Below are 22,302 nucleotides of genomic sequence, written 5' to 3' on the forward strand. Positions count from 1 at the left end.
CTTAAGGATACACAGGTGTGTAGCCCAGACCGCGGGTTTCCTCCCATCCCATCATCAAATTCAAGTTCTGAATCGCTTGCCCTGCTGCGCCCTTAACGATATTGTCAATAACGGATACAATGGTCACCCGACCTGTACGGGCATCTGTAGCAAAACCAATATCACAATAATTGGAGCCGCTGACCTCTTTGGTTGCTGGCAACACACCCGCATCACGAACCCGTACATACGGCCGCCCTGCATAATATTTACGATATAAGTCCACAAAATCCTGTTCGCTATACTCACCGTTCATCCCGGCGTACATGGTGCTCATAATCCCGCGGGTCATCGGCACCAGATGTGTGGTGAACGTTACCGTCACTTTTTCTCCGGCAATTTCGGTCAGGGCCTGTTCAATCTCGGGGATATGCTGATGCTTATTTACCTTATAGGCTTTGAAGTTCTCGTTGATCTCGGCATAATGAACCATCAGACTCGTACCCCGGCCTGCCCCGGAAACCCCCGATTTCGCATCAATAATGATGCTGTCGTGTTGGATCCATCCTGCTTGCAGTGCCGGAATCAGTCCCAGTAGTGTTGCTGTCGGATAACAGCCCGGATTGGAGACAAAATCCACTCCAGCCGCACGATCTCCAAATACCTCGCATAATCCGTATACAGCCTGCTGCAGATATGCTTCGGGCGGAGCCGGATGCTTATACCACTGTTCATACTCGGCACCGTCCTTCAGCCGGAAGTCACCGGACAGATCAACGACCTTCAGACCTGCCTCCAGCAGCTGTGGCACCAGCTTCGCACTCACTCCAGACGGCGTTGCCGTAAATACCACATCCGCCCTGCCGGCAATCTCCGCCGCATCCACTCCATCCAGATTACGCTGAACAATCCCTGTTAAATGCGGAAACCCTTCCTCAATAGGCATACCTGCGCTTGAAGAAGAAATCACTGAAGTAATCTCTATATCAGGGTGGCTCTGCAGCAGCCTGATCAGCTCCACGCCCCCATAACCCGTTGATCCAACAATTGCCGCCCTAAGCTTGCCTGTCACTGTCATCCCCGCTTCCTGACTGTTATGAATATCATGAATACCGTCCTTGGAAATATGTATTATTATACGACCGAATTAATATAAATACAACATGTAACGTCAAGTTTATTAAAGCACAATACACTTGTATTCCCCTAAAAAAAAGAGCGCAGCCCCCTTAAGGAGACTGCACTTCTCTTTTGAACCCTTCGCCCAGCACTTCATGAGCCTCTGTAATAATGACAAACGCCCCCGGATCAACGGAACGCACAATCGCCTTCAGACGGGTAATCTCATTTTGGCCCACAACGACCATAAGTACGATGCGGTTATCACCTGTATAGCCGCCTTGCGCATTCAGCTTGGTTAGACCACGGTCCAGATCATTCAAGATCGCCTGTGAGATCTCATCTGTCTGATCAGAAATGATATACGCCACCTTGGTTGTGCGGAAGCCCACCTCCAGTGCGTTGATCACCCGGCCCGTTACAAACAGACCAATCAGCGCATACATTGCCTGTTCCATGCCCAGTACAAAAGCAGCCAGTGTAATCACCGTGCCATCCAGCAGCACCACAGACAGCGAGAAGCTGAATCCCGTAATCTTCTGGATAATCTGCGCCAAAATGGTCAAGCCTCCCGTAGAGCCCCGCCCGCGGAATACCAGCCCAAGACCCAGCCCCACCCCAATCCCGCCATAAATAGAAGCAAGCAGCGGATTTGTCGTCGGAACCGGCCCGTTTTTGGTCAAAAAGATAAACAGCGGTAGCACAAAGCTGCCCAGCAGCGAGCGGATTCCATAGTGTTTGCCCAGGAATATTACCCCGAGAATAAACAGCGGAATGTTCAGCGCCCACTGGGTGAAGGCAGGTTCAGCTCCCAGCCAGGCCTCCGCGAGTACAGACAACCCCGATACCCCTCCGGAAGCGATTTGGTTCGGCAGAAAAAAAAGATTAAAAGCAAGACCCGTAATCAGCGAGCCCACCAGGATCAGCACAATATCCACCGTATGGCGCAAGGGCCCGTTCAGCGGAATCAGCGGAGGTTTGTTGCGCGAATTGATTTTTTGCATACAGAATAATTCTCCTTAACTTTATACTTGAAGCCATTATACATCTTAAACTTATCAAAAAAATTCCTACACCTCCGAAGACGCGTAGGAATTATCATTATAACTTTATTCTGCTTCTGTTTTAATCTGGCTGCGCAAATATCCATCAATAAAAGCGTCCAAATCGCCGTCCATCACCGCACCAACATTTCCGGTTTCCACGGAAGTACGGTGATCCTTTACCATACTATAGGGATGGAATACATAGGAGCGGATCTGGCTTCCCCAGGCAATATCCGATTGCTCGCCGCGGATCTCATCGAGATGCTGCTGCTGTTCCTGCAGCTTGCGCTCATACAGCTTGGAACGCAGCATTTTCATCGCCTGTTCCCGGTTCTTGATCTGTGAGCGTTCATTCTGGCAAGTTACCACTACGCCGGTAGGCAAGTGAGTAATACGCACCGCAGAATCCGTCGTATTGATATGCTGGCCGCCCGCGCCGCTGGCCCGGTACGTATCGATCTTCAGATCCTCTGTACGGATATCCACCTCTACATCATCTGCAATCTCGGGCACCACATCACAAGATACAAATGAGGTGTGGCGTCTACCTGAGGCATCGAACGGAGAAATGCGCACCAGCCGGTGTACTCCTTTTTCCGCTTTCAGATAGCCATAGACATTGTAGCCTTTGATCAAAAGCGTAACACTCTTAATCCCTGCTTCATCGCCAGGCAAATAATCCAGTACCTCTACCTTGAAGCCGCGCTTCTCGGCCCAACGGGTATACATGCGCAGCAGCATCTGCCCCCAGTCCTGAGACTCTGTGCCTCCAGCACCGGGATGCAGTTCCAGTATCGCATTGAGCTTGTCATACGGTTGATTAAGCAGCAGTTGCAGCTCAAATTCATCGACCTTGCCGGCAACACTGCGAATAGTACCGGCAACTTCTGACGCCAGCGCTTCATCGCCTTCTTCATCCGCCAGCTCCGCCATCATAGCTGCATCATCATATTCCTGCTGCAGCTTCTCGTACTGATCCACGGATGACTTCACCGCGTTCATCTCGGCGATAACCCCTTGCGCTTTCTCTGGATCATCCCAGAACCCGGGTGCTGCCATCTTTTCTTCGAAGTTGGATATCATCTCCTGCTTCAGATCTAAGTCAAAGAGACCCCCTAAGGTCTGTTAATTTCTTGCCTATTTCACGCAGGTCCTGCTTAACATTAGGATCAATCATGTGTGATCACTTCACCTTTCAAAATAGAATCATTGCGTCGGGACGGCTGTTTGGACATAACAGGGTGAATATATGTCATTCCAAGAATCTTCGAACTTAAGATCACTAGATCGGTGGAGACCATAACTGCGGGGAATGTTTGGACTTCCGGTCGCTGTTATAATTGGATTTCCTTATTCAAACCGCTGGCTGCGGTAGAAATCCAATTCTAAAGGCGATCGCTATCGCTCCTACAGTTCCAAACTTCCCCTCCGTTACTTTCACCTGCATCTCAGATTATCAGTTCCAAACCTTCTCTACATCATCATTCACCCGAGTCTTCATATCCAAAAAAGCGGCCGGGCCGCAAACGGGGAGTCCCCCGGGCCCAGCCGCTTTTATTGTCATTATAACCCTTGAACTGTGGAGCATGACGTGAAGTACAGTGCTGCTGTAAACAGCTTTTGCAGATTAATGTCTGCTCACTAGTTTACTAAGAATGCAATGCCAAAATGTATTAGGCCGCTGTACTTAAGCGTTCTGTCCATGACAGTTCTTGTATTTCTTGCCGCTGCCGCAAGGGCATGGATCATTGCGGCCGATGGCGGCTTCAACATGCACAGGCTGCTTCTCGGCAGGCTCACCATTGGTGGAGATTTTGTTCTCTTCCACTACAGATTGCCGTTCCTGATTGGTTTCAATGTGCGCCTTCATAATGTAGGTCGCAACTTCTTCCTGGATGGTGGCAGTCATGGCATTGAACATTTCAAAGCCTTCAAATTGATATTCGCGAAGCGGGTCAGTACCGCCATACGCGCGCAAGTGAATCCCTTGACGAAGCTGATCCATGGCGTCAATATGATCCATCCACTTGCTGTCAACCGAACGGAGAACGATAACCTTCTCAAATTCACGTACCAGCTCAGCGCCAAGGCGCTCTTCACGGGCAGCATATTTCTCCAGCACACGGCCAAAGATGAATTCGATGATCTCATCAACTTCCTTGCCCCACAGGTCGTCCCGTGTCAGTTCGCCTTCTTCCAAAAGCTTGCTGTTCACATAATCAGCAACCTCTTGCAGCTCCCAGTTCTCAGGAATATCGTCACTGCAGTGAGCATGAACAATACGGTCAATAACCGGCTTGATCATTTCAACGACGACATCTTTGATATTATCAGACTCCAGAATCTCGCGGCGCTGTTTATAGATAATCTCACGCTGCTGATTCATGACATCATCATATTGAAGCACGACTTTACGAATATCGAAGTTGTTACCTTCGACACGTTTTTGGGCCGATTCTACAGCACGCGTGATCATCCGGCTCTCAATCGGCTGATCCTCTTCAAAACCAAGACGGTCCATCATGTTCAGCACGTTGTCCGCACCAAAACGCTTCATCAGTTCGTCTCCGAGCGACAGGTAGAACTGAGTGGAACCAGGGTCCCCTTGACGCCCCGCGCGGCCGCGCAGCTGATTGTCGATCCGGCGTGATTCATGGCGTTCTGTACCAATAATATGCAGACCCCCGAGATCTGTAACTCCATCTCCGAGTACGATATCCGTACCGCGTCCCGCCATATTCGTAGCAATCGTTACAGTTCCCGGCTGACCAGCATGAGAGATGATTTCTGCTTCCGCCGCATGATGCTTGGCATTCAGCACCTGGTGTCTGACACCTTTACGTTTCAGCATTTCAGATACACGTTCTGAGTTTTCAATAGATACCGTACCTACCAGCACGGGTTGATTCTTTTTGTGCCGCTCCACAATTTCTGCGACCACTGCGTTAAACTTGCCGTTTTCGCTTTTGTATACAACGTCCGGCATATCCACACGCTGGTTCGGTTTATTCGTTGGTACCTGCAGAACTTCCAGACCATAGATCTTCTTGAACTCTTCTTCTTCGGTCTTTGCGGTACCCGTCATGCCGCCCAGCTTACGGTACATCCGGAAATAGTTCTGGAAGGTAATCGTGGCCAGGGTCATGCTCTCATTCTGCACCTGAATTTCTTCTTTGGCTTCGATAGCCTGATGCAATCCGTCACTGTAACGGCGTCCCGCCATCAACCGGCCGGTGAATTCATCGACAATTACAACCTCGTCTTCATTCACAACATAGTCAACGTCACGGCGCATAATTACATTCGCCTTGAGCGCTTGTACAATATGATGATTCAGAGTGACATTGGCATGGTCATACAGATTTTCCACTCCAAAGGCACGTTCTGCCGTAGCTACACCTTTTTCAGTCAAAGCAACGGATTTCACTTTAATATCAACTGTATAATCCTCTTCTGCAGTGAGTCTCTTTACGAAACGGTCTGCCGCATAATACAGCTCTGTGGACTTCTCAGCTTGTCCAGAGATAATAAGCGGTGTCCGCGCTTCATCAATCAGAATGGAATCCACTTCATCAATAATACAGAAATAGAGCGGGCGCTGAACCATTTGCTCCTTATAGAGCACCATGTTATCGCGCAGGTAGTCAAAACCGAACTCATTGTTCGTGCCATACGTAATATCGCAGGCATATGCTTCTTGCTTATCAGCATGGTCCATGCCGTTCAGGTTCACCCCAACCGTCATGCCCAGGAAGTTATAAATTTGTCCCATCTGTGCACTGTCACGCTGAGCCAGATAGTCATTGACTGTTACCACATGTACGCCTTTGCCAAGCAAAGCGTTCAGGTAGACCGGCAGTGTACCTACCAGCGTCTTGCCTTCACCCGTCTTCATCTCAGAGATACGGCCTTCATGCAGCGCCATGCCTCCAACCAATTGAACGTCAAAATGCCGCATGCCCAGCGTCCGTTTGGAAGCTTCGCGTACGGTTGCAAATGCCTCGGGAAGAATTTCTTCCAAAGTTTCGCCCTTCTCAATCCGGGCACGGAATTCATTGGTTTTGGCTTTCAGTTCTTCATCCGAAAGTGATACGAAATCGGGCTCCAATCCATTAATTACATCGACCGTCTTCATGAGACGTTTGACGTCACGTTCATTGGTGTCACCGAATATTTTTTTTACAAGTCCTAGCATGGTTAACCCCTTTCATGCAACACAGATGGTGGAACCGAGCCCATCCTCAATAATAATGAAAGGGCCATATATGATTTCGATTCCGCTGCTTCATAAATTGTAACAGTTTGTAAGAGAAGCCGCAATACAAGCTGCCGCAACCTTATTTTGCAAGTTATCTCATTACCTTTAAAATGCCGAGATTTTGTCATAAACACATGTATATACGCACAAGAGCCCTATTCGCCACGGGCGAATAGGGGCTCGGTTAATTTTTTTGTCAGTCTGAAGCAAATCTCTTCCCGAGAAGTCGAGGTCCGGCTCGTCGCACACCCAAACCTAGTCTTGTTCGATCAGACCATATTTGCCGTCATTGCGTTTGTAAACAACGCTAACTTCAGAAGTGTCGATATTGGAGAACACGAAGAAATTGTGTCCAACCATGTTCATTTGCAGGATCGCTTCTTCCACATCCATAGGCTTCAAGGTGAAGCGCTTGTTCCGCACAACCTCCAAATCATCGTAATCCTGTTCCTCTACAGCGATGCTGCTTGGTGCTCCTTCCACAAAGAGCGTTTTCAGGCTTCCTTCCTGGCGGAACTTACGATTGAGCTTGGTCTTGTGTTTGCGGATCTGGCGTTCCAGCTTGTCCACTACAGCATCGATGGATGCGTACATATCATCGCTGCGGTCTTCCGCACGGAGCGTTACACCTGCCAGCGGGATCGTTACTTCCACCGTATGAAGGCCGCGAACAACGCCTAGCGTCACATATCCTTCTGAGGTAGGGGGTGCATCGAAGTACTTCTCAAGTCTGCTGAGCTTCTTATCAACATAGTCTCTCAAAGCGTCGGTCACTTCAATTTGTTGACCTCGAATGCTGAATTGCATGGGCACTCCTCCTTTGTTTACATTGCCATTATACCAAATTGTCAGAGCTAAGTAAAAAACAAATCATTACAGTGTTTACATCCTGCTAACAAAAGATGTTACAGGTTTCGGATAGACAAAGAAAAGCCCAGCCTGAGCAACTCAAGCCGCCCCGGCTGGACCACGCATAACCACTGTTAGTCTTACTGTTTCGGTGATAATTAACCTAACCAACCGAAGATTTTCTTCCGTTACTTCGTCTGGATACGCAGTATTTCAACCGGTGACCAGGTACTGCCGGAACCTGTAATGAAGTAAACCTTATAACTAGTACCTGCTGACAGTCCGGTCAAGCTTAGCGTCTGTCTTACCCCTGGTGCTGGTGCTGGAGTGATCCAGCCCGTCCAAGGAGCACTAAGCTGCGCACCCGAGCTATCCTTTCCGGCAGCGATTTGTACAGCAGTGGGATCAGCGGCGGAAGGCGGCAATACAACATATCTTACCGGAGCCGAAGGACCGCCTGTCTGCCCGTAAGTTACATAAACATCCGCTGTTACTGTTCCCATGTGCCCTGGTTCAACCCGTGTAACCGAGGTAGTACTGCTTGAAGAAGTGGTCAAGCGAAGTGTCGATACCGCTGACCAATTCCCCGCAGTATCCGTAACTGCAATATAGGCTGCGTACTCCGTATTAGCAGACAGGTCATAAAGGGAGAATGCAGTAGTGGTTCTGGCTGAAGTGGCTTTCACTCCATAGTTCACACCCGCGGCGCCAGTACTAGTCAACCCTGCCTTTACTTGTGCTGCACTTGGCAACACTGCACTGCTGCTATAAGGGGCAACTACATAATACACAGCGCCGGTTACCGAAGGGGTGAGATACACATCCGCTGTGACTGAACCTACATGTCCATAGGTCAAACCACTCACCGTCGGAGTCGTAATAATGCCTCCGCCTCCACCACCGCTACCTCCACTTATAATAGGGGTTGGTGTTGGTGTAGGCATTGGAGATGCACTACCGGTATGAGTTGTCGTCGGGGTCGGGGTTGGGGGCACTGTAGCGCCAGAATTCGACGGTTTATATACAACCGAATTACTGATAATTCCTACAGCCTCCGCCCGGGTCAGCGATCTCCTAGGGCCAAAAGTTCCATCCGGGTATCCGTTGATAATCTTTTTACCTGCTGCTGCTGCCACTGCGCCTTTTGCCCACGCGGCAATTTGAGCATTGTCTTTAAATGTTGTGGAAGTTGAATTAGTATTCAGACTAAGCACTTTAGCGGCAATGACAGCTGCCTCTTGTCTGGTCAATGCATGGGTTGCGCGGAAAGTATTATTCTCATAACCGCCGATATATCCAGCCTTCACGGCTTTTGCCACTTCAGAGTATACCCAGTTTGTGCTTTTCACATCGGTGAAGCTGATCGATCCCGTATCCTTGAACCCGAACAGGCGATTAATCAGTGCTACATATTCACCGCGCGTTATCGCCTTGTTAGGCTTCACCGTACCATCTGGATAACCACCCAAATATCCTTTATTCAACCAATCCTGCAGTTGTGCCTGCGCCCAGTGCCCTTGAATGTCCTTAGGTGCTGGAGCAGCTGAGACACTGCCAAGAGATCCAAACAGCATGCTCGCACCCAGTATTCCTGTTATTAATCCTCGCCACGTCTTTTTTAATTCTACTTTTCATCCTCCTGAGTGTTTGATGGGCAAAGGCTTACGTCATTCCTCCTGAACCCCCGTCTTGTCCAAGAGGTCCATAAACCTAAGCCTAAAAAATATACGTCGAGGCAAGATAGAAAGCCCAACATCTCCCATTACCCAGAAATTGTATAATGTTAACGTTTTCTAAAATATTTACATAAAAGGCAATAAAAAAGACCCTGGGAAAAATCCCAGAGTCCATGCTAGCGTTATCTCAATTGCTAACCATCTACCATATATGTAGGTCGGCTGCGCCGGATGATTATAATTTGATGACGTTAGCCGCTTGTGGTCCGCGTGCGCCTTCAACGATATCGAATTCTACGGATTGACCTTCATCCAAAGTCTTAAAACCGTCCGTTTGAATTGCGGAGAAGTGTACGAATACATCGCCACCATCGGCAGTTTCGATAAAGCCATAACCTTTTTCTGCGTTAAACCATTTTACTTTACCTTCCATTGACTAAACATTCCCTTCGTCATCAAATGAATGTGTGAGTCATGCCCACAAATCGACTATACCACCGCTGCTTCTTCATTGTCAATTGGAATAGTAAATGTTTTCTTTCAATATTTTACCATACATTAATTGACCCATTCACAAGCAGATTTACAGTAATAAAAATCAGAAAAGCGGCAGACGAGTATTAATACCCATCTGCCACTATCGTTGAAACGCTAGTATTAATTTATAGTAAATCGATTAAAAGTATACTGTCCCATCATTCGACTCATTGCTAGCTTTTGCGCAGGAGGCATTCGACAGGATGTGACTAGATCTCAATGAAATCGGCAAGATTCTATCGTTATTCTAGAAAAGCTATTCACTTTTCAGTTCAGAAAATTAGCGACTGGATTTCAATGGATATGATTCCCTCAATTATCAAAGTCTTCTTAAACCAGGTGTATTGTTATTTTTTAACGGATATTATTTCCATAGATCCATTGTAATGTCCTGATACACTATAATTAACAACCTCAAATCCTATAATATCCAACCATTTGCTAAGGGAGCGATAGGAGAAATAATTCAAGTGTTCTACGATGCGCCACATAGGATCCTTATCTTTCGTTACCATTGAAAAGGCACTCTCAAAGTTAGGAGTAGATATCCAGAGTACACCATGGTCTTGAAGAAGAGAGTAAGCTTTACGCAATGCACTGATTGGATCATTCATATGTTCAATAACATCCCCCATGATAACCACATTAAATTTCTCATTTGAATTAAATTTTTGAAAATCCTCTACATGAACTGGAATATCTAACATTCTGGAGACAGCTTCTGCATATTTAGGTCGGATATCTAATCCTGTCACATCAAACTGAAACTCCTTGGCAACCGCAGAGAATTCCCCTGCCCCTACTCCCACCTCCAGCAGCCTGGACCCTGAAGCTATTTGACTAATTTGCATTAATATAGGACTGAGTTTTGAAAAAAGATGAGTTTTGGGATCCAAATTAAAATCGAAAGCGGAATTGGTTAGCAGTTCACCAAGCCTATCGGAGTAATTATTAGCAAACAAATGGTGACATTCGTCACAACACATCCATAACCGAACAGGATTAAACCCATGAATAAAGTCCAGTGATGTCGTTGTGTTATAGCAAGAATACGGTGAACCCTTCATACCACATAGGGGGCAATGATCTATAATTATCTCGCTAGGTTTTACATATTTGTAATAAAAAGAAGGGTGATCTTCTTTCACAAGAAACCTTGAAAATTCTGGGGTTAACTTATAGGCAAGTTCATGATATTCAAACGAGCTTATTGGATCACCTAAACGATTACTAATTTCACCAATTCTGAAAGCAGCAAGTGCAGAATAGCCGGAATTCTCACTTAGCATTCTCTTGTATAATAAAAGAGCCTTCTCATCTTCTGTGTTCAGTAAGTTCTCAGCTTCTTTAAATAACAAATTTGTTTGATCTTTTGGTTGTCGCATTTTAGAGTAAATCCCCCCTATATTCTTTCAATAATTTTAGTTAATTCATTTATTATATCGGATATTTACGAACAAACCGATATAATAAAGTGAAAGTACTAATATATAGACTACCTTGGAGGATTCATGAAACTAATTTCATTATGCATGATCGTAAAAAATGAAGAAAAGTTGCTCTCTCGTTGCCTAGAAAGTGTGAAGAATTTAGTTGATGAGATTATAATTGTCGATACAGGTTCGGAAGACAGTACCAAACTAATTGCTCGTCAATATACAGATCATGTTTATGATTTCGAATGGAATAATGATTTCTCTGCAGCCCGTAATGAATCGTTACGTTATGCAACAGGGGAATGGATTCTTGTATTAGACGCAGATGAATATGTACAAAATACAGGACACAAACAACTGCGGAAATATCTTGAAAGTTACAGTATTAAAAAGCCAAATGCTTTTATTGTTAAAATAATGAATTTTACGGGGAACGGTTATGACGAAACAAAGATGATAGAGTCAACTGGAGCCCGACTTTTCAAAAACCATTCTAATATTCATTATTCACAACCGCTCCATGAGCAGTTATTGTCTACCAAAGGAGATATTCTTTATACATCTCTTTCATTCACATTATTCCATTCCGGTTATATACAAGAAATCGTTCAACAAAAGAATAAGTCACAGCGAAATATGTCTATATTGGAAAAAATGAACGCCAATAACCATAACAAATCTTATTACCATTTTATTCTTGGCAATGAATACTCAAATACAGGAGAGGCGAGCTTAGCACTTGACTCTTATCAAATATCCTATGAAACAGTTATGCCAAAGGATTCTTGGTACCACAATTTACTGGATAGACTCATTACTGTAGAAATACAGCAAGATCTGCATCATTTAGCTTACAAGCATATCCACAACGGTATAAATTTAATGCCTCATCATACAGATTACTACTGTTTAAATGGAATTCTATTGGATTCTCTAGGGTTTTGGAATGCAGCTATTCACGAATTTGAGAAGTGTATTCAAGTCGCAGATGAAGCTGAACAGAAAAATGTTCCATATTGGATTGTCCAACCTGCGTACGGAAAAATCATCCCTTATCAAATACTTGGTGCCATATATAGAAAAAAAGGGGATTTAACAAGCGCTGTTCAATGTTGGGTAAAAACGTTGCATTTGCAGCCTAAAAATTATCAAGTTCTTCAGCAATTGATCGAGCATTTGCTGATCGTTGAATCTGTCGATCAGGTAAAACAAATTTTAGAAATGATATACCCGTTGAACGTTTCTATGAATCCTGTCTTGTTGTTTAAGTTTGCACTATATACGGGGAATATGAATTTAATCTCTCACTACCAAGATTCTATTGATAAAATCGGCATTAAATTAGGGGATCAGGATATCCTTTTAATGGATTTATTATACAAGAAGCTTGTGGTTTCAATAGAAGGAATGGGTGAAACCCTCCCTTCTTACATCGCGCTTATGGCAGCGATTATTTTCAATAATACGAGCTTAACTACCTTAGCAGAGAGCGATCTAGTTCCTTGTCAAAAACTTGCCCAGCAGGCATTAATTGCACTCCAAGATCAGAGTTTGGACTATGAAGTGCTGGAAGGTCATGAACAAATGCTCGCACAGACTTTATTACTCATGTGGAAATATAATTATAAAGATCTTTATCTTACTCTATTACAACGTATGGCGAACGTTCGAACTCTCAACCTGCTTGCCGAAATGTTTTATCAAATAGGACGAATGGACGAAGCCCTTGAATTATTCAGCTTTCTTCTAGAAAATCATTTACTTGAGGCTGAAGGACTTAAGATCATTGGACAGTGGTATATAAACATGGGTGAATTAAGAGACGGCTTTAAGTTCTTTACAGCATCACTTCAGAAAAAAATTTCAATAGATCTGTTGGGAAGAATAAAAGAATATTTCTCCTCAGATGATTACACGGATCTGCTCAAAGATTATTATACCCAATACCCTAATCTTGAGTTTCTCACAATAAACTAAATCCAAAAATATATTTACATCGGTTGGTCAAGGGGTGAAAGCCTCTGATCAGCCGTTTTTTTGCAGGAGAACTACTTCATTACTATAACCAGAGTAATACCAGGAGTCATAAAAGAGATGGTCCCACTAACTGGAACCATCTCTTTACTACTTTTATCTTTATCTTAGCTTGATAAAACCTTTTAATTATAAGTATATACGAGTGTATTACTTTCTTGACCGTCCGGATTAATAACTTTTACGTTAACAGGACCAGACGTTCCGGTAGGTACAGTTACTTTCACACGAGTCGCACTAACGTAAGTCACTGTAACAACTTGGGTACTTCCAAAGAATACAGTAGGCTTATTTTTAAAATTCGTGCCATCAATGTAGATAATGTTCCCTGCCGAGCCAATGGTTGATGTCATGCCAGTTAGTGTTGGCGCTGGCAACAAGATACCATTATCATAAGTAAAAGGAATGGATGCTGATTGTCCATTGGCTAACGTAAGGACAAGCGATACAATACCAATAGTAGGACTTGCAGGAATCGTAACTTTAAGGCGAGTGTTGCTTACAAAGATTACTCCAGCGCTCACGTTATTCACAGTGACTGTAGCTGTGTTGTCAAAGTACGTGCCGTCGACATAGACGATATCTCCACCCAATTTGTTAGCATGGTTCGGGGATACGCTTGTAATTGTTGGTGTAACAATTGTATATTCAAATCCTTGAGCAAGAGTTCCCGACCCACCATCCGGATTAGTCACCGTAACGTCCACCTTGCCTGCTACCACTGCGGCAGGAACTGTCACCTTAATACGAGTCGAGCTTACATATGTGCTGGACACAGTTGTTGACCCGAATGACACCATTGCACCAGACTTCATATTCGTACCATCAATATAGATAATCGATCCACCCGACATTAACCCCATATTTGGAGTAATAGTCGTAATTGTAATAGGCATTATAACTGGTAGGGTATACTCATATCCTTGTGCCAAGAGTGCTTCATTGGTACTGTTCACAACTTTGACATCCACTTTGCCTGTGGCATCTCCTGACGGAATTGTTACTTTAAGTCTGGTGCTACTAACAAAAGTAGTCGGAGCTTCTTTGGTGCCAATAAATACTTTAGATGTGCCATTTACAAAATTGCTTCCATCAATATATACAATGTCTCCACCAGCAATCAACCCTGTGTTTGGTGTTATCGAAGTAATTGAAGGTGTAGGATATACTATTGCTGTATATGTATATCCATTTGTCAGAGTATAAATTTTACCATCGAGAGCTACGACTGATACATCCACTTGACCCGCTGTGTCGCCAACAGGGATAGTTATTTTAAACCGAGTAGAAGATACAAATGTGGTTGCCGCATCTTTACCACCAATTAGCACTTTCATACCTGTTTTAAAGTTTTTACCGTCTACATAAGAGATGATACCACCCGTTACTAGACTCGTGTTAGGGGTTATCGCTGTAATTTCGGGGTCTGTTGAAATTGGCTTATCATAAGTATATCCAGCTGGGATAACAACGCTTGTTCCATCCGGATTTGTTAAGGTAACATCCACAGGGCCCGGTAACAATCCTTTAGGTACGGTTACTTTAATATAACTTACATTAGTGTACGTTGAGACCACTGAAGGTTGATCAGCAAACTTAACGCCCAGGCCTTTCATTAAATAGTTCCCTAGAATAGTAACAGTGCCTCCTCCTTCAAGCGGTCCATTGCTAGGTGTAATTGACGTTACGATCGGATCTGTCTTGTATTGGTACTGATCCACTGCTTTTTGAGTATCAGGATTCTTCACCGTTACGTCTACTACACCTTGCGCTCCTTTTGGGGCAGTAACTGTAATTTGAGTGTCGCTCACAACTACAACGTTTGTTGCAAGTGTAGTTCCGAATAACACAGAAGCACCGGGAACAAAATATTTTCCTTCAATTGTAACTGTTTCTCCCCCATTGGGATGTCCCACAGGTTGCACAATTGAAGTGATCTGCGGTGCGGGAAGCTTAACCGTAAGATTAGCACTTGGGATTGCTTTGCTTCGAGCTGCTCCAGCGTAGTCGCTATAGGTAATTAGGGAAGATGCTGTCGAGATCGGTAATAGACCTGTCTTAGTCTTACTTATAGGACGAATTTTATAAGTAAATGTTAATATACTATTTTTCAACTCATTGAAAGTCCACGTTAGTGTATTGCCAGTAACAGTTGGTTTTGGAATGTTGCTGTCATATGAACCTGGTACTATTTCAAAGTTAGGATCCACAACATCTGTTACCGTCACATTATAGGCGCTTGCCATACCAATTTCTTTAACAATTGCAGCATAGATTTCGCTTAATCCAATAGACCCAAGTACAAAATGATGGTGATTGGCAGTGGTTGCCATTTCTTTCATCAAAATGTTAGGTGCGCTTGTATCTGGATTCTCTGTTGTTTGCAGTAGAGCAATGGTATAAAAGATAATACCTGCATCTTTTGCTAACTGAGCTTTCGCCTTAGCGTAACCAAAGGGATCATTGGTAGGTTGTGTTGCCGCTCCATCTGTCATAAGAATAATAACTGGCTGAGCTTCAGGGCGGTGATCAGCCAAAAGATTCATTGCTGTTTCAACAGCATCACCCGTTGCGGTCGAACCATTGGCTGTAATCCCACTTATGTAGTTCTTCGTTGCTTCCTTATCTGTTGAAAACGGAAAAGTCCCGATCGAAGTAGTCGAGGAGAAATCAACTACTGCTACTCTGTGCTTAGTCATGTCCATTAAATCGATAAAACCCTTTGCTGCATCTTTTGCATTAGTCATTTTGTCTTCCCCATTGTTATAGGAAGGAAGCATACTGCCTGACTTATCGATAATTAGTACAACATCATTAGGTACTATGACGTTTACTGGTGGCGTTCCTGTAATATTCAAAGCAACCTCTGCTTCATCTATTGTGGTAATTGTACTTGGATTTACAGTTTTGGATACGGTAACATAATCATTTACGGCAGCATTAGCTGCTGGTGCAGACGTCAAAAGTCCACTAAGTGCAAGGATAGACGACAGTAATAAGGCAATCCATTTTTTTGTTATCTTCATCTTGTATTCCTCCATAAATAGAATCGAACTCACGTTTGTAAATTATCTTTGGCTATCAATGAAATATCCCGTTCGATGGACTATATCAGAATTATAGATGCTTTGTGAACGTCTTCCTGCTGAAATCTCATATAATTGAGTATTTATCGCATTTCGAGTATTAGTTAGTTTTTGAGAGATAAGGACCTCTAACTCTTCACATTTTTTTAAGCACTGTATCTCTTGATCACTATAAACAATGCTTAACTTCTCTTTACGAACTGCATCTATTGAATTTCGGATAGTTTGTTGTTGTGATTGCAAATCCAAAAGTATTGTATCGTTCACATCAACTACTAAATCAAGGTTCACTATCCGCTCGGAAACCTCCACCAATTCATTCAGGTATTCAATAATAGTGTGACTCATACTGTACTTCTCTTAACAGTCTTTAGTGCTTCACCCCAAGTATCACGTAATTCAGCTATGAGATTAATGCATTCCATAATCTTGTCTTTGTTTTGCTTAATATTCGCCTCTGTCAGCATAGAGTAAATATATGTGTACAAATTATTCAAATTATGAGATATTTCATACTTCATATCCAATGTGACACGAAGTTCTTCAATGATATTCTGGGCTTTAAGTAAAGAAATATGTTTGCCTTCAATGTCGCGTTTCTCAATACATCCTATAGCCTGCTTCATAAACCGTAGGCAGCCATTATATAGCATTAAGGTTAGCTCTCCTGGTGATGCCGTCTTAATTTGAGCATTCATATAATGGTCTTGCGCTTGTAGTACCATACTACTTGTCACCTCTTCTCATCGATTATAGCTCCGATGGTTAATTCTTTTAACTTTTCTACCAAATCAATAAATTTCTCGGAAGGAATTTCATGGATAACCTCGTGTGTATCGCGTGTTAGTATTTGAACAATGAAGGTATTAGTTGCTTCATGCAGTTTGTATCTAAACTCATGTGCAGATCCCTCTACTGCCTTATTAGCCTTTTCCACTGAGTTCACTATTGCTTTTTCACTTACTGTCAATATTCCACCTTTGCTCTTCTCTACCAATGCCTCATATTCACCACTTACCAAAACAACGGGTTTTTCCGCTCTAACTTGTGACTGAACCATCTGCAACTTTGGTTGAATTTCCATTGTCGCTCCTCCTAAATTTAACCCATTTGTGACGATAACCATGCAGATTGCGAATTAGCATTTGAAATCGCTTTTTCCATTGCTGAAAAGCGTTTGTAATAATTATCTTCCTTCTTATTCAATAAGGAATTCATCGCTACAATTTTATCGTCAAGCTGATAAATCTGTTTTCCAAGTTTTGTAGTTATGTCACTTGTTGAGCTTCCTGAACGGCCAGCCTCTTTAATTAAAGTACTCAGGATACTATCAACTCTATTATACATTGTTACTGCAATACCCTCTTGGCTCTCAAACCCAGGATTATTTGTGAATAGTGCGCTAACCGCATTTGGATCTTTAGCAATTGCATTTTGCAATTTGGTTTCATCAAGGATTATTTTACCTGCATTCTTGATATCTCCCTTAATATAAGGAACAGTCGTAATGCCAACCTCAGATAACGTGTTGAATTCATCTGCTATTCCATCGACTGTCTTGCTTAAAAGCTCCCTTAAAGAACCCTTCGCTTCCTTTAATATTGAAGAATTATGAAGTAAGCCTAATTTCACTTTGGATTCCCATGTTTTCACATCAGCTTCGCTCATGGCACTTTTTTCATCCTCAGTAAGCGGGCTATATCCTCGTTCTTTCGTTTCCCCAAGACGAACATTGACTAATTCTATCATGTCGTTATATGCAGTAATAAACTTTTTCACTTTATCAACTACCGCGCTAGCATCTGCGGCTATTGCAACTGTAACTGGAGCTGTAGTAGTTTTATTTAGTTGATAAGCCACTCCATCATAAGTGAAATTATTAGATGATTTAGTTTGAGCCAATCCATCAATTGTAATTTCCGCATCAAGTCCATTAACTGTGGATGGAGACAAACCTATAGCATCAATAAAATTGCCCGTAACATTTTCAAGTTTCACTTCAGAAGTTGCTCCAAGGGCTCGACTCTTAAATACAAAGCTATCATTAATAGTGTCATAACTCATATTCACATTAGCTGACGAACTATTAACTTTATTCATGATAGACTGTAATGTCGAATTTGCATCGTAAGTTATTGATACACCGTTAACCTTGAATTCTCCAGGGATAGCCATAGTAGTACCACTATTAAGCTTGTTAGAAGCAACAAGATCACTAAGTTTCATATTTGTATTCAACCGATATGATTGTCCTTCTGTAAATCCTAATGCGGCCATTGCTCCATTTCCTTCATTGACTATTACTTGTGGTTTGAGAGCAGCCACAGGATCAAGTTGAATTTTACTTCCTCCATTAACACTCACTGTAACTTTATTTGTACCAAATGCTGTGTCAAGAGAAGTTTGAAATTGGCTCTTCATTTCATCAATCGTGTAAGTACCTGGCTTTAGTGTTATCATTTTAGCTTGTTTATCTACTGTAACAATCAGGCTATCATTCACACCTTGTGTAATAGTAGAAGTCGTATAGTCATTTCCTCCAACTAGACCTAAGTTTGTAACCCCGCCGGTTCCTGAATTGGATGCACTAGTAGCAAGCTGCATTACTTCAAGCGAATACGAACTTTTTGAAGTAGTTGAATTTACCGTTGCCGTAATCTCACTTGAAGATGATGTTGCTTTGGTACCAGTAAGACTTGAACTATACTTAATCGCATTCAATGATTCACGTAATGCTGACAACTTGGTGTTTACTTCACGCAATAAATCAGTTTGAAAATTCAATAAGTCTTTCTTCTGTTTCAATTTTGTTTGAGGGACTCTCTCAGCTTTCATTAAGTCCTTTATGATTGAATCAATATCCATTCCAGATGACATTCCCGTTATTCTCATCGGCATGCATTCATCCCCCTAGACTACTATTTACATTATATATCGAACAAAAGCCTACATTTGTTTAGCATTCCGCAAAATTACTTTCAAGCGTGCTATGGAAGGCTGAAATCCATATTGCGCTGCGATCTCATAGTTTGCTTTTGCTAGTTCTAACTGCCCTGTTACTTCGTAAAAAACAGCTAAATTATGTGCAACCCGAAAACTTCCATTCCCTACTATAGTTGAATAATGATCTGTTTCACCGATTTCCAATGCCAATTTAAAATATTTCTCTATGTTAAAAAAATTCCCACACTCTATGGAGATCAACCCAAGTACAAATGGTAAATCCGGAAATTTCGGGTATAACGGTAGGAATTGTTCTAATAATTCCAAAGCCACATTGAACTGTCCTAATTCTTTAAGTGTATACCCTAACTGAATGATCATAGGTGGGAAATACAACCACTCAAACTGTTGAAGAGAGAGGCACTTTTCAAAGGCATTAAAAGCATCGATATATTTCTTTTGTGAGTAGTAGAGTTTACCTAGTTGATAGAGCATGTATCCATCTTGAGGGTTATTTCTCAACATTTGTGTATATAAATGAACGTAACGTTCATATTTTTCTTTTCTCTGATAAAGCTCTTCCTGATATCCATAATGTCGTATCGTAATTGGGCATTTCAGCACGCCAAGCTCTTCGTTATCCCTGCACAATCGTTCATGCACATTCCCTACGAAATGATATCCTCGTTGGTTAGGGAAGAAACGAATCATTCTGCTTATGGAAATCTCCTCATCCATAATATTTTCAATTTTCACTGCTCCCGCTTGATCTGGGTAGTCATTAATGAAATCATTAACAGATCCCTCTATCGTTGAAGTTAGTTCTTCATCAGCATCTAATATTAGGATATAGTCTCCTGTTGCTCTACTGATAGCTTCATTCCGTGCATCTGCGAAACTATCGGCCCATTTATAGTGGTATATTTTCACATTAAATCGATTAGCTATATCTATCGTTTTATCTGTTGACCCTGTATCAACCATGATAATCTCGTACGCAGAAGGAATACTGGATAAAGATTTAGCTAATTGATCTTCTTCATTCTTGACTATCATACATACAGAAATCTTCATGGCAAAGACTCTCCTTATAGAAAAGAGACCCACCATAATAGTGGGCCTCTACTTCCGGTAAAATTAACGCAACAGTTGTAGTACGCCTTGTGGAGCTTGGTTAGCTTGAGCCAACATAGCTGTAGCAGCTTGTTGCAGAATGTTAGATTTAGTGTAACTCATCATCTCTTTTGCCATATCCGTATCACGGATACGTGATTCTGCAGCTTGAAGGTTCTCTGCATTAACGCCAACATTGTTGAACACATGCTCGAGTTGGTTTTGATATGCACCAAGTGTCGAACGGCCTTTGTTAACTGTTTCGATTGCGTCATCTACTGTCTTACTTTCCGTTAAGGCTCCAGCAGTAGAAGTAATACCAACAAACGTCAGCGTGCTAAGGTTCGCATCAGTGAAATCAACAACAACTTGGTCAGCTTGTCCGCCTGAAGTTTGAATCGATACAGCAGTAGCAGTACCATCCAGAACCTTAACGCCATTGAAATCAAAGTTTGTTGCGATGTCGCTAATGGCTGTAGCAAGCTTTTGGAATTCATTATCCATTGCTGTCAGGTCAGTAGCATTGTACGTAGCATTGGAACCTTGAACTGTCAATTCTTTCATGCGAGTTAGCATGTCAGAAACTTCGTTCATTGCGCCTTCAGCCGCTTGCACCATGGAGATACCGTCTTGTGTGTTGCGCATACCTTGGTTCATACCTTTGATTTGGGAACGCATTTTCTCAGAGATTGAAAGACCGGCTGCATCATCAGCGGCACGGTTGATACGGTAACCGGAAGATAGTTTCTCACTGGATTTACCTTGTTGAATGTTGTTGAATGTCAAGTTCCGGTGAGAGTTCATTGCGTTGAGATTGTGATTAATAATCATTGTTTGTTCCTCCTTGAGTTTTTAAATTTCACATCCTTGTGAAGTAGGCCTTTGGCCTTACAATATATATATCGGATGTTTAAGAGCGAAGTTTATACTTATCCAAAAAAAAATTATATTTTTAATTTTTTTATTGTGTTTGCATCAAGAGGGACGACTGCAGCTTCCCGATTGTTCGCTTGGATCTCTTCTACAAGCTCTTTTCTCAGGATAATAACATCTTCAGGAGCTCTAATACCTATTTTGACACTATCTCCTTCAATTAAAGAAATATATATTTCTATGTCATTATTGAGTAGAATTGACTGCCCTCTCTTCCTAGAAAGCACAAGCATTCACTCCACCCCCTCTTCCTTAGATGCAGTTATTATTAATGGGCTTTTGGTTGTATATTGCCCTTTTTCGTGAAACACATGCTGCATTCCAACAAATTCTTTTACATTGACTATTAATGGACCAATTAGATTAATAGTGGACGACTCGAGAGATTTATTTATTGTGACTATACACAGCACTAATACATCTTCCGGATTCTCTAAGAGTAACTTCTTTTTAGTGGGTTCCTCTAACTGAAGTGTATAGTCCTGACGCCATTGAAATGGTGAAGTTGTTAAAAATGATATTTTGGGATCCTCCAAGCTCTTTAAATACGCAAATGGAGTCCCCTCAATTGTTTCTACTACAAACCTGTCTAGTTCTTCAAAACCCAATATGCTTCCCCGGAAAGATACTACCATATTATTAAAATTATTAAACATTTGCCAGCCTCCTATTAAAAAGACTACAGCTTTTCAGCTATAGTCTTATTCTAACCGTATACATCATAATTACTAACCCACATTTGTATAGAATTTTTATTTTTAAGGTAAATGTCTATTTCGCCCTTTTGGTACGAGATTTCCGGGCGATGTGGAGTATATTGTATTCTAGTCTCATGCTTGTTCCAGTCCACAGTCATATCAGCAGGAGCATAGTTAAGATCTACATTCATGAAGGATGATTCTCCAACATACTCAATATTTGATTTTTCTTGAATACGTTGTACCACCATGTCAGCAATAGAACTCCCTTGTCTGGTGAACTTAGCCAATTGATTACCTTCATCAACAATTCGGGAGACATTAAGAAGAAAAGTTTGTTCCATCTGACTGAAAACCATACGGTTCCACTCCAGATTACTCCCCTTGCCAAGCGCCATCCACGCTCTTGAACTATCCACTGCTAGCTCTGAAGGATTGGTGTTGACCTCCATCGTAGCAGGGGTACTCTCAATTTCAAGTTCCCCCTGAGGAGATTCTATACTTAGTTGAGCTTGCTTGGTCTCAATGGCTGTGGAAGCATAGGTTTGACGAATAGAAAGTCGTTGTAGATTCATCTGCCTCCCCCTTTTACTAA

The 22,302-nt window shown here is 42.5% G+C and carries 19 protein-coding genes; 1 reads left to right on the plus strand and 18 read right to left on the minus strand.

What is annotated here, in order from left to right:
- Window position 1: 1 nt before the first annotated feature.
- The 8 genes from argC to AC0MA3_RS22025 form a co-directional block, all read right to left on the minus strand.
- Window positions 2-1,057 carry an N-acetyl-gamma-glutamyl-phosphate reductase gene (gene argC / locus AC0MA3_RS21990; RefSeq protein WP_474657783.1) on the minus strand — a complete coding sequence of 352 codons (1,056 nt, stop codon included), beginning with the start codon at window positions 1,055-1,057 and terminating at the stop codon, window positions 2-4.
- A 151-nt stretch (window positions 1,058-1,208) separates the two neighbouring features.
- On the minus strand, window positions 1,209-2,102 hold the full coding sequence (locus AC0MA3_RS21995; RefSeq protein WP_474657784.1) for a YitT family protein: 894 nt from the start codon (window positions 2,100-2,102) through the stop codon (window positions 1,209-1,211).
- A 105-nt stretch (window positions 2,103-2,207) separates the two neighbouring features.
- Window positions 2,208-3,321, minus strand: a protein-coding gene (gene prfB / locus AC0MA3_RS22000) for a peptide chain release factor 2 (RefSeq protein WP_474657785.1) whose coding sequence is annotated in 2 segments (ribosomal slippage) — window positions 2,208-3,248 and window positions 3,250-3,321 — 1,113 coding nt in all. Because the reading frame shifts where the segments join, the coding sequence is not laid out codon by codon here.
- A gap of 510 nt (window positions 3,322-3,831) precedes the next feature.
- Window positions 3,832-6,339 (minus strand): preprotein translocase subunit SecA, encoded by a 2,508-nt coding sequence (gene secA, locus AC0MA3_RS22005; RefSeq protein WP_474657786.1) that lies wholly within the window; start codon window positions 6,337-6,339, stop codon window positions 3,832-3,834.
- A 318-nt stretch (window positions 6,340-6,657) separates the two neighbouring features.
- Window positions 6,658-7,209 carry a ribosome hibernation-promoting factor, HPF/YfiA family gene (gene hpf, locus AC0MA3_RS22010; protein WP_074087283.1) on the minus strand — a complete coding sequence of 184 codons (552 nt, stop codon included), beginning with the start codon at window positions 7,207-7,209 and terminating at the stop codon, window positions 6,658-6,660.
- Between the two features lie 230 nt (window positions 7,210-7,439).
- Entirely contained in the window at window positions 7,440-8,825 is a 1,386-nt protein-coding gene (locus AC0MA3_RS22015; RefSeq protein WP_474657787.1) for an S-layer homology domain-containing protein, read from the minus strand.
- Window positions 8,826-9,162: 337 nt separating this feature from the next.
- Window positions 9,163-9,360 (minus strand): cold shock domain-containing protein, encoded by a 198-nt coding sequence (locus AC0MA3_RS22020; RefSeq protein ID WP_019915069.1) that lies wholly within the window; start codon window positions 9,358-9,360, stop codon window positions 9,163-9,165.
- A gap of 451 nt (window positions 9,361-9,811) precedes the next feature.
- A complete protein-coding gene (locus AC0MA3_RS22025) occupies window positions 9,812-10,849 on the minus strand; it encodes a class I SAM-dependent methyltransferase (RefSeq protein ID WP_474657788.1) in 1,038 nt (345 codons plus the stop codon).
- Between the two features lie 126 nt (window positions 10,850-10,975).
- Between AC0MA3_RS22025 and AC0MA3_RS22030 the strand changes: the two genes are divergently transcribed.
- The gene (locus AC0MA3_RS22030; protein WP_474657789.1) at window positions 10,976-12,877 is read left to right on the plus strand and encodes a glycosyltransferase; all 1,902 of its coding nucleotides are present in this window, start codon (window positions 10,976-10,978) and stop codon (window positions 12,875-12,877) included.
- Window positions 12,878-13,059: 182 nt separating this feature from the next.
- Here AC0MA3_RS22030 and AC0MA3_RS22035 read toward each other — a convergent pair whose 3' ends face one another.
- The 10 genes from AC0MA3_RS22035 to AC0MA3_RS22080 all read right to left on the minus strand — a co-directional run bounded on the left by AC0MA3_RS22035 (window position 13,060) and on the right by AC0MA3_RS22080 (window position 22,282).
- Complete coding sequence (locus AC0MA3_RS22035; protein ID WP_474657790.1) at window positions 13,060-15,960, minus strand: IPT/TIG domain-containing protein; 2,901 nt, start codon at window positions 15,958-15,960, stop codon at window positions 13,060-13,062.
- 42 nt (window positions 15,961-16,002) lie between these two features.
- Window positions 16,003-16,368, minus strand: a complete 366-nt coding sequence (locus AC0MA3_RS22040; RefSeq protein ID WP_474657791.1) for a hypothetical protein — start codon at window positions 16,366-16,368, stop codon at window positions 16,003-16,005.
- Window positions 16,365-16,745: a flagellar export chaperone FliS gene (gene fliS, locus AC0MA3_RS22045; protein ID WP_474657792.1), complete on the minus strand. Its 381-nt coding sequence runs from the start codon at window positions 16,743-16,745 to the stop codon at window positions 16,365-16,367. The genes AC0MA3_RS22040 and fliS overlap by 4 nt, the downstream gene beginning before the upstream one ends.
- An 8-nt stretch (window positions 16,746-16,753) precedes the next feature.
- Window positions 16,754-17,104: a flagellar protein FlaG gene (locus AC0MA3_RS22050; RefSeq protein ID WP_474657793.1), complete on the minus strand. Its 351-nt coding sequence runs from the start codon at window positions 17,102-17,104 to the stop codon at window positions 16,754-16,756.
- 17 nt (window positions 17,105-17,121) lie between these two features.
- Window positions 17,122-18,918, minus strand: a complete 1,797-nt coding sequence (fliD, locus tag AC0MA3_RS22055) for a flagellar filament capping protein FliD (RefSeq protein WP_474657794.1) — start codon at window positions 18,916-18,918, stop codon at window positions 17,122-17,124.
- Between the two features lie 48 nt (window positions 18,919-18,966).
- Window positions 18,967-20,037 (minus strand): tetratricopeptide repeat-containing glycosyltransferase family 2 protein, encoded by a 1,071-nt coding sequence (locus tag AC0MA3_RS22060; RefSeq protein ID WP_474657795.1) that lies wholly within the window; start codon window positions 20,035-20,037, stop codon window positions 18,967-18,969.
- Between the two features lie 63 nt (window positions 20,038-20,100).
- Window positions 20,101-20,907, minus strand: coding sequence for a flagellin N-terminal helical domain-containing protein (locus tag AC0MA3_RS22065; RefSeq protein WP_474657796.1), 807 nt, complete (start codon window positions 20,905-20,907; stop codon window positions 20,101-20,103).
- Window positions 20,908-21,020: 113 nt separating this feature from the next.
- Window positions 21,021-21,242: a carbon storage regulator CsrA gene (gene csrA / locus AC0MA3_RS22070; RefSeq protein ID WP_474657797.1), complete on the minus strand. Its 222-nt coding sequence runs from the start codon at window positions 21,240-21,242 to the stop codon at window positions 21,021-21,023.
- Window positions 21,243-21,665, minus strand: a complete 423-nt coding sequence (locus AC0MA3_RS22075) for a flagellar assembly protein FliW (RefSeq protein ID WP_474657798.1) — start codon at window positions 21,663-21,665, stop codon at window positions 21,243-21,245.
- A gap of 50 nt (window positions 21,666-21,715) precedes the next feature.
- Window positions 21,716-22,282, minus strand: coding sequence for a DUF6470 family protein (locus AC0MA3_RS22080; RefSeq protein ID WP_474657799.1), 567 nt, complete (start codon window positions 22,280-22,282; stop codon window positions 21,716-21,718).
- Between the last annotated feature and the right edge of the window lie 20 nt (window positions 22,283-22,302).

This window comes from Paenibacillus sp. LS-5, assembly GCF_056121505.1.